The sequence below is a fragment of the Emticicia sp. genome, assembly GCF_043780375.1.
In the GTDB taxonomy this organism is placed as follows: domain Bacteria; phylum Bacteroidota; class Bacteroidia; order Cytophagales; family Spirosomataceae; genus Emticicia.
Genome location: NZ_JAYWCU010000140.1, coordinates 1 through 9,404 on the forward strand (window position 1 = coordinate 1; position 9,404 = coordinate 9,404).

At 37.6% G+C, this 9,404-nt stretch carries 6 protein-coding genes; all 6 read left to right on the top strand.

Going from position 1 to position 9,404, the window contains the following annotated elements:
- Window positions 1-1,455 (top strand): hypothetical protein (locus ACH2CJ_RS11110; protein WP_394992873.1); only part of this gene is annotated, 1,455 nt, incomplete at its 5' end.
- Window positions 1,456-1,475: 20 nt separating this feature from the next.
- A complete protein-coding gene (locus ACH2CJ_RS11115; protein WP_394992874.1) occupies window positions 1,476-3,371 on the top strand; it encodes a hypothetical protein in 1,896 nt (631 codons plus the stop codon).
- A gap of 36 nt (window positions 3,372-3,407) precedes the next feature.
- Window positions 3,408-4,943 carry a M43 family zinc metalloprotease gene (locus ACH2CJ_RS11120; RefSeq protein ID WP_394992875.1) on the top strand — a complete coding sequence of 512 codons (1,536 nt, stop codon included), beginning with the start codon at window positions 3,408-3,410 and terminating at the stop codon, window positions 4,941-4,943.
- Window positions 4,944-4,963: 20 nt separating this feature from the next.
- Window positions 4,964-7,396, top strand: a complete 2,433-nt coding sequence (locus tag ACH2CJ_RS11125; RefSeq protein WP_394992876.1) for a hypothetical protein — start codon at window positions 4,964-4,966, stop codon at window positions 7,394-7,396.
- 110 nt (window positions 7,397-7,506) lie between these two features.
- Window positions 7,507-8,910 (top strand): hypothetical protein, encoded by a 1,404-nt coding sequence (locus tag ACH2CJ_RS11130; RefSeq protein ID WP_394992877.1) that lies wholly within the window; start codon window positions 7,507-7,509, stop codon window positions 8,908-8,910.
- 32 nt (window positions 8,911-8,942) lie between these two features.
- On the top strand, window positions 8,943-9,404 hold a 462-nt coding region (locus ACH2CJ_RS11135), incomplete at its 3' end, for a hypothetical protein (protein WP_394992878.1).

Consider the following 9,404-nt stretch of genomic DNA (forward strand, 5'->3'; position numbering starts at 1 on the left):
GACGACATGATAAAAGAAGCCGAAAGAGATTTGAAGCGAAAAGTACGTACTGGTAAAGATAGTGTAATTATCAAAGGGCCAATTATTTATAAAGCGGGCACTTTTGCTATCATTTCTTCGGCAGCCAATGAGAAAGGAGAGTTTAGCAAACAAGTTATTGGTGTGGGCAAAGCCCCAGTCATTGAAGGTACAAAAGCTGCTGTTTCGATACAATTAACCAAACTTGGTTCAAAAGTGCTTTGGGAATCTTTCAAAACTGCTACGCCTGACTTGAGTTTTTCTTTTATAATGGACGTAAGTGGTTATCGTTCGCCAATCAAAGCCACTATCGTAGCTGATTTTGACCAAATTTATGAGAATCAGACTTTTAAAGCGGGACTTGAAGGTGCAAATATTGATGCAAAAATTGAGGCTACTTTTAAAGAATTGCTTCAATCAGGAGCAATAAAAGTCAATAATATAGGCTCAGATAAATCGCAAGAGCAATTGATAGAAATGGCTTTCAATAAACTCTCAGCTATGATGTTTGAGCCTGTCAGCACAAGTGATGAACCTCAGCAAAACAACGCTAATCCTTTGGCAGCTTTAACTCCGCTCATTGGCTTGGCTGCTGGTGCTGCAACAGGTGGAGCAGGAACTGTGGCAACTTCGGCTGCTTCTACCAAATTGGTGTTTGGTTATAAATTTAAAAAAGAACGCAAGCGAGGGAAGTTTACAATTGACCTCAATAAAAGTTTAAGCGAAGAAGTTTCGTTTCGATTTGATGAGAATGTAGGGAGCGATGCCGTAAAATGCAAGCCTTGTTATAAGCAAGTAAATTTAGACGACCCATTTTATTTGCAAAGAGAAGTTTTTGTTTCGGTTGATAAAAAAAGTCCAGCACTTTTTACAAAATATGTCAATTCAGTAACCTTTAGTATGAAAAAAAAACATGGCGAAAGTGATGCAACCATTCAAGAAGTGAGAATTGGCGACAAAGAATTCAATACTAATAGCAATTCTTTCCGCATGTTATATGGCTGGAAAACAGGTGCCGATAATGATAGAAACGAATGGCTTAAATATGATTATAAAACTGTTTGGAGCTTTTTTGGTGGACATCGAGAAGAAAGTGTTTGGCAAGTTTCTGACGATTTTGGTTTGGATTTAAGTCCGCCGATGCAACTAAAAGAAGTCAAAATTGAGGCAAGTCCCGAACTTTTGAAAGAAAATCAGATTCGTTCAGTAAATGTAAAATTCTACTATGATTACGGTGATGGCGAAAAAATGGAACAAGTCAATATTAAAAGTACTGACAAAGCCACCTCTCAATCAGCAGAATTTATGCTTAAAAAAGGGGTAGATAGCTACGATTATGAAATTAATTGGCGACTTATGGGAAACAAAGTCATTCCGTCAGGCAGGAAAAAAAGTACCGATACGCTATTATATGTAGATGAATTACCAACAAATTAAAACCTCAAATAATTAAAGGAATGAAAACTAAAAAACAGATTTTAATCTTCTTTCTCTTGGCAATATCCATTTATGGACATTCTCAACAGATTGTTTTTGATAGAGGTGTAAGGGTTGGTGAGCTTACAGCTTTTCCTGATGTGAGTATTCCTACAAATTATTATTATCTCCCTGATAAAATACAAGTAGCCACTCATCCTGACGGCTCTTTGCAATTTTCTTTTTTGCGATATGTAAGAAATGTAGAAAGTACAGGTAGCGGAACTATCAGCGAATCGAATGATGCTGGCGGAATTATTCATGCGGTTGTTAGTTTAGCTGTTCCTGCCGAACAAATCCGTTCTGCAGAGCGAGAACTACAAAAGAAAGTGCCGGGAGCAAAACTTATGGGTGGTGTGATGTATAAAAGTGGTAAAATTGCTCTTATTTCTTCAATTATTGGTAGTGATGGTACACTTACCAAAAAAGTTGTTGGCTTAGGTTCGGCTCCAGTATTGGAAGGACAGAAAGCTGCAGTTTCGGTAATGCTAACCAAACAAGGGGCTGACATTCTTAGAGCTACATTCAAAACGCCAACACCAGATTTAAGTTTTCAATTTGAAATGGATTCAAAAGGCTATCAATCGCCCAAAAGCTGTCGAATTGAAGCAGATTTTGAACAAATATACACTAATAGAACTGTGGAAGCGGCCATCGCAAGTCCTGTATTTGCCGCTGAACTTAGAAATGCTTTTGAAGATTTATCTAATAGTGGAGCTATCAAAGTAACTCAAATTGGTGAAGATGCTGAACTCAATAAAATGCGTGAAACTGCTTATAATCAATTAGTTAACTTGATGTTCGACCGTGTTGGCGGGCAAGGTGAACAAGACCTTAATAGCTTAAGACCTGACCAACAACGCAGCATATTAGATAGAGCAACCGACCTCCTGAATCATTCACGTCAAGAAGCAACGCAACAAAATGAAAGAGCAAGAACCGAAAATCGTGAAAATGCAACTGCTGCGTTAAGTCGAGAAAGAGTCAGAGCAATTACTTATATGGATTCTATTTATCGTGCAAGAGGCATTCGATTACCCCCTTCGAGTGTCCAAAATCCACCTCAAGTAGAGCAAGTACCCGTGCCGAGTTTTGCAATAACTGCTTCTTTTGTTCAGAAAAAAACACGTAGAACAGGCAAATACGTAGTTGATTTAAACAAATATACTGAAGACCAACGCACCTTTACTTTTTCAGAAAACGTAGGAAATGTAATGGAAAAATGCCCAAAATGCTTTGTAGATGTCAATATTGACGACCCACTTTACAAGCAGAGAGATGTCATTGTAAAATTGGTTGGTATTGCAACGCAAGACTTTGATTCATACATAAACTCGATTGAAGTAGTGATGAGAAAAAAGCATGAAAACAATGACATAACTCTCCAAAGTTTAGTGATAGACAAAGTAGCTTTCAATGCTCAAGCAAATAATTTTAAGATGCAATATGGTTGGAAAGATGATAGTAATCGTGCAAAATGGCTAAAGTATGATTATAAAACCAAATGGACTTTCCAAGGTGGAATGACGGTCGAAACCGATTGGAAACAACAAGAGTTTTCGACAATTAGCTTAGTTCCGCCATTAGTAAAAAAAGATGTTTATGTTGAAATTGATCCAGCATTGATTCAAGATAAAGGGCTGAGGGCTGCCGAAGTAAGACTTTATTACAAAAATGGAGAAAACGAATTGTCAAAAACCCTAAGTATGAAATCGGCTGATAATATTCTTTCAAAAAGTGCCGAGATTATACTTCCACAAGGTATTGATGACTACACTTACGATGTTACATGGTTTATAAAAGGAAAACAACCGCTTAAAACTAATCGGATTCCTTATAATGCAGGAACACTTTTCTTAGATATTATTGCACAATAATTATTTTATTTTTAGAAAACTAAACCTTATTGAGTCATGAAAAAAACACTTGTTTTAATTTTATTATACTCTATATATTCTAATAGCTATTCTCAAAAAAAGGCATGTACAACTCAAGAAGTATTTAACCAACGCCTTGGTTCGGTGAGCGGTTTGAGAGAAATTGTTGATCGTTATCTGGCTGCATTAAGAACCAGAATAGAAAATTACCCAATAAATCCTCAATTGCATCGTAATCCACTTATTATTCCAGTGGTTGTTCATGTGGTTTATAATAATGCTACTCAAAATATTACTGATGAGCAAATCAATTCTCAAATTGATGCTTTAAATAGGGCTTTTAGAAAGAGAAATACCACCGAAATAGCCACGAATCCTTCAACTACCTATAAAGGAAGAACCTCGGACTGTTTGATTGAATTTAGATTAGCAAAAAGAAAACCTGATGGCACTGCAACTACAGGAATCACAAGAAGGAGTACAACAACAACTGCCTTTAATGATAGAACGAATGATGTAAAACTTGCGGCAAATGGCGTAGTGCCATGGGATGCCTCAAAATACCTCAACATTTGGGTCTGTAAACTTCGTGAAATAGCTCCTGGAAGTGCATTGATGGGTTATGCGGCTTTTCCTTGGGATAATAATCCCGCATTAGACGGTGTCGTCATTGATTATCATTATTTCGGAACAACGGGTACAGTTACTGCACCTAATCATCAAGGAAAAACTACTGTTCATGAGGTTGCTCACTATTTAGGGCTTTGGCATATTTGGGGAGATAATGGCGAATTTCCACCTGGTTGTGCAGTTGATGATGAAGTTACTGATACCCCTCTTCAAATGGATTCAAATGGGGGATGCCCTACTTATCCTACAATATCATGCAGTGCTGGCGGAGCAGAAGGAGATATGTTTATGAATTATATGGATTATGTAAATGACCAATGTATGAATATGTTCTCGACTGGGCAAAGAGCCAGAATGTTGGCAAACTTTGCTCCAGGAGAAAAAAGGGCTTCTTTAGCATTATCAAATGGACTGATACCTCCCAACAGTACAAATATTGACTACGAGGTATTTCTTATTCCCCAACTCGAGGGGCTTCCATCATGGAAAGCTGCTATGGGTATGGTGTGGGCAACCGCTCGCCAGCAATCGCCCGATATTCCAGGGCTTGAAACTGCCTCTGGTCCTTTTGCAATTAATGGCTTACCCAACGATGTTGCGACTACGATTAATGCTTTAGTGTTAAATTATCAAGAGATATTGGTTTGCTATTCTGTTGAAGGCTTTAGAGCTCTTTTGCGAAGAGGTCCGATTGCAATATTATCAATTGGTGGTGGGAATAAATATGGCATCGTTGTGAGTGGTATGTCAATTGATGCCAACGGCAATGCTTTATTAAAAATCAAAGACCCAATGAGCGTAGGCCCACAATTTGGTATTACCCAAACAGGTGCAGAATATCAAGTAGAGTATGCCACATTTATGACACAAAACCTTGAGCAATTGGCACGAGATAACAAAAAAATGTTAATCATATATCCACCAAGTTCTGGCGGTTTATAAGCAAATAACCTTACAAAAAGATGAAAAATATACTCTTTTTCTGTTTCTTTTTTGCTACTTGGAGCTTGCTTGCACAACCTCCTGTAAGAGTTTTTCGTGATATAAGACGTGTACCAGTTGAGACAGAGCCTGTTAAAAAAGTACCAGCAACAAGCACTACAATCGACCCAAGAATGATATCGGTATCATCAGAGAAGGTCTCATTAGTAACAGTATTGGCAGCAAAAACTCCCGAGGTTTTTGAAATAACTGCATCTGCTGCTAATACTCAAAATCACGTGGTGAAAATTGATAATGCTTTTACAAATAATAATCCCAATGCTATTATTTTTGCTACTCAAAAATATGGCGTTTATAACCCCAATGAAATTGGCGTTTATTATACAAATTCTGGGTGGGCAGTTTTTAATCAAAACTTGAAACCGATGCCCGCAGGAGCAAAATTCAATATTCTAGCTCTTGATGCGTCTTTCGGCAGTGCTTTTGTGCATACAACCGAGTTGAGTAATACTTCTGCACACATCACTATGCTTGATAATGCTTTGACAAATGGCAAAGGTGATGTGGTAGTAATTGCTACACAAAATTGGGGAAAATATAATACATCGCCCGTAGGTATGTGGTGGACAAATGGTAAATGGGCAATTTATAACGAAAACCGACAGCCAATGCCTATCGGAACAAAATTTAATGTTTTGGTCTTACGGAGCGATGTTGCTCGCAAAATGGGAACACTTTCTGCAACGGCTTTTAAACACCAAGTTGAAGTGACCAACCGCCCGATGAACCATGTGACAAGTTTTGACCAAAGTTCGACCAATAATAATGTAAATGCTATCGTTTTTACCACCACCCGTTGGGCAGGAAAATATGACGTAAACCCTACGGGAGTTTGGTGGAACAATAATAAATGGACGGTTTTTAATCAAAATAGAGCCGAATTAGAGCCCAATACTAATTTCAATGTAGTAAGTTTTACTTCTGGCGAAGCTGCAAATTCGGGTGTTGTATTAAACAAAAATGTATATGAAGCGGTAAAATACAATCCTAGTTTTTCAATTATTAGACCAAAATTTGACTTGCCAAACACGGGTGGGACTACTCCGCCGCCACCGCCGCCGCCAGTTTCAAACGAACCACAAGGGCCAAAACTATCTGGAGTACCTCATCTCATCAAAGCCGAGGTAAGCGAAGATTTTAGACAGATTTTGAGTAAACTCAACTTGTTTGATGAACTTTATGAAGACAAAAATCCAAGGTCGAATATCTATTATTATTTACCAGCCAAATATTCGCTCAAATGGGACAAAGACAGTAAAGCTTATTCCTTCAGTATTTATTATTTGTCGGCTGGGACAGGAGAGCGTGGTTCAGTGATTGTTACTTCAAAACTTTACCCCAATATCACCGAGGAAGAAGTTGTTCTTGCCGAAAAATTATTGAGTAAATCTTTCGGCAAAACAGTCAAGCTGCGTTCAATGACTATGCTTTTGAAAGATACGCCCAAAGTTAATTTAGGAAGTGCTTTATCGAATTTTGATGTTCGAAATGAGAGTGTAAATATCACTGTACCATCCGATGTTTTTAGTCCAATTATTGTTTCGTGGCGAATGGATAAGCGTGTAGAAGATTTGATAGGAGCAATGATGAACGACCAAGGCATTGCAGGAAATATTACTTTTTCGCCTTTGGGAGATGTCGAAAAAAATATTTCTGTAACTGCAACTATGAAAGTAAATGAAGCACAAACCTTCGGTAAGCTACAATATGAAGATGGCATTGAGCTGTTTCGTGAACTAAAGAACCCTTATGATTATCCTGTAACGTTGAAAAATATTGTGGTACTCAAAAATAAGGATGGTGGAACAAACTTTGGTGTCGAACAAATCAAACTCAATGCTTCTGGCTCGTCTCGCCCAGGAGAGATATTTGTGGTGAATCCGCTTGATTTGCTAAAAGTAGGTAAAGCAACCAATGTTGAACTAACCTATTTGGTCGTTGACCGTCGAGATTCGGTTAAGAAAAAAGAGATTGAAAATATATGGGTTGATTATGTGGTAGATGCCTGCGAACCATGCAATTTGGCCATTCAAGAAAAGGTTTTGAAAGGAACAACTTCGAGCAAAATTCAGAAGATAGGAGTGGAGGTAATGAACGCTTTAGCGTTTTCAAAAGCCCATGCAATAAAACTCCAAATTAAGTCGGTTCAGGGCGATCCCAATGGCAAAAGCGAGCAAACATTACCCACAATTGATATCAAAGAAGATTTGAAATCTTTGTCAGGTGGAGATTTATTTGTTCCCGAAGGAAGCCAACCGGCCTTTGAATACAAACTATATGTATTGATGAAAGATGGCACTCTCTTAGAAAGCGAATGGGTAACCTATAGTAATTTGATTTTGACGATTGGCGAAGCACAATTAAAAGCTCAATTTCCTGATTTAGGCAAATGATTAAGAGAAAAGAAAGAAAATATATGAACTTAGTTTTCATCTCACCTCGATCACTCTCATCAAAGGAGATTGGCCAGGGTGAGGTTAAATTCTTTTTATCAATTTTTCTTTTGAAACAATCAATTACTATCGTTTTGATGCTGTTTTCTTTCAATTTCGGTCATTCTCAACCTTCATTAATTAGCAGAAAGTTATTTGATAAAATTGAAGTTTTCCAAGATTATAAAAACAAAAATCTCTACTATTTTGCCCCAAGTAAAATTTCGTTAGCCACAGAAACCGATGGGAAACCAAAGTTTTCTTTGCTTTCGATGCGTTTTACTGGCACTTTAGCTACAGGAAATGCAGGCGAAAAACGCTTCTTGAATTTGGTGCAATTTACTGTAAAGTTAGAAAATCCAACGGCTGATATTTTAAAAAATATAAAAGAACAATTAGGCAGAAATACCCAACTGAAACCAATGCCCATTCGTATTATCGAAACGCAGTTAGTGGCAGGTTTTGATGAAAACAAAGAACAAAAAATTGCTTCCTCGGTAGGAGTTCAGCAAGACGATAAGCAAAATACAACCGAATCGTATTGGACAGAAAGAATAATGACTTTTCGTGTAGAAAACTACGAAGCTCAATTATTGATGGAGCAATTAGAAAAAAAACGAACAGTTTTAAGTTTAAATTATGCTTTTTTTGCTGAAGTTGTGGGCGGTTTTGATGCTTCACTGCAAACAAAAAGTAATGTAAAAGAGGTATCCAAACTTTTTGAAAATATTAAAGCCGAATTACCTAAAGATACTATTCTGAAAACCCAAGCCATTGCTGGTGATGCCCTCCGATTTGAGATTGATGTACAACGCTGGCAGGATTTATTAAAAAAAGTTGACTTAAACGAAGAGGTTCCACCAGCATACCCGCTTTTAGAAGTAAAATGTTATGATTTTACTGATAATCTACGCCCTGATTTATATATGAAAACTATAGAAATACGAGCTGTAGGCGTCAATGGGCAATTTGTCACACTTCCTGCCAAGCGATTCATGAAAAGCAAAGCCGATATTTATTCATTGCCGATTCAGTTTCCGTTTGCAGTCAGAATGTACAAACCTTTGAGTTACAGAGTGACAGAATATCTGAGCGATGGTAGTCGTATGGAAGGTAATTGGATAAGTAGAAATAGTTTCACAGAGTTAATTGACATTACAACTCCGCTCGATTCAAATAAAATTTCTCGCCAAACCATAGAAATTGAAATTGACCCTGAAGAAATGAAAAACCTTGCGATCGATGAGTTAAAGATAGATTTCGTGTATTGGATAAATGAAAAGGAAAACCATACTGCCATGAGTTTCAAAGAGAACGCTAAAAGTAGCCAAACACTCAATTTTGTTTTTGATAAAATCAAAGGTATAAATTTTACTACAACAGCAATACTTAAAAATGACACTTATTTCATAAGCCCTCAGCAAAGTGCAAAAGATGATTATTTTTTTGTATCGCTCAAGGATGTCGTGAAATAAAAATATTTACGAATTAATTAACCTTCAATCATATGAAAACCTTATTAGTCAAGATGCTCACAATTGTATTTGTAGCTCTTCATAGCATTTCGTTTGGACAAACCATAAAAGCAACTTCACCAGTTGTGCAACCTGCAACAACCGTGAAAACTATTACGCCAACTGCAACAACCGTCAAAACTACAACACCCGCAGCTACAAGCGTTATAAAACCTGTTGCCATTTCGCCTGCTACAACGGTCATAAAGCAGCCAGCCACTACTACTACGAAACCAACCGATATAAAGGCAGCAACCGTTACTCCAGTCATAAAAGCCACATCAGCGGCTACGATTCCTGTAATTAAAGGCGTTAAACCAACCGCTGGAGTAATTATTGGTGGCTCGGGTTCAACTAATACTGGCGGTACAACTCCAAGCACTGGTACACCTACCACTGGTTCTACGACTCCAACAACTACTTCTGGTGGAGGCGGTGGAAACATGCCCAATTTT

Excerpts from the sequence above, each read along its gene's own strand:
- ACH2CJ_RS11115 (WP_394992874.1), top strand. The coding sequence starts at position 1,476 with ATGAAAACTAAAAAACAGATTTTAATCTTCTTTCTCTTGGCAATATCC.
- ACH2CJ_RS11120 (WP_394992875.1), top strand. The coding sequence starts at position 3,408 with ATGAAAAAAACACTTGTTTTAATTTTATTATACTCTATATATTCTAAT.
- ACH2CJ_RS11125 (WP_394992876.1), top strand. The coding sequence starts at position 4,964 with ATGAAAAATATACTCTTTTTCTGTTTCTTTTTTGCTACTTGGAGCTTG.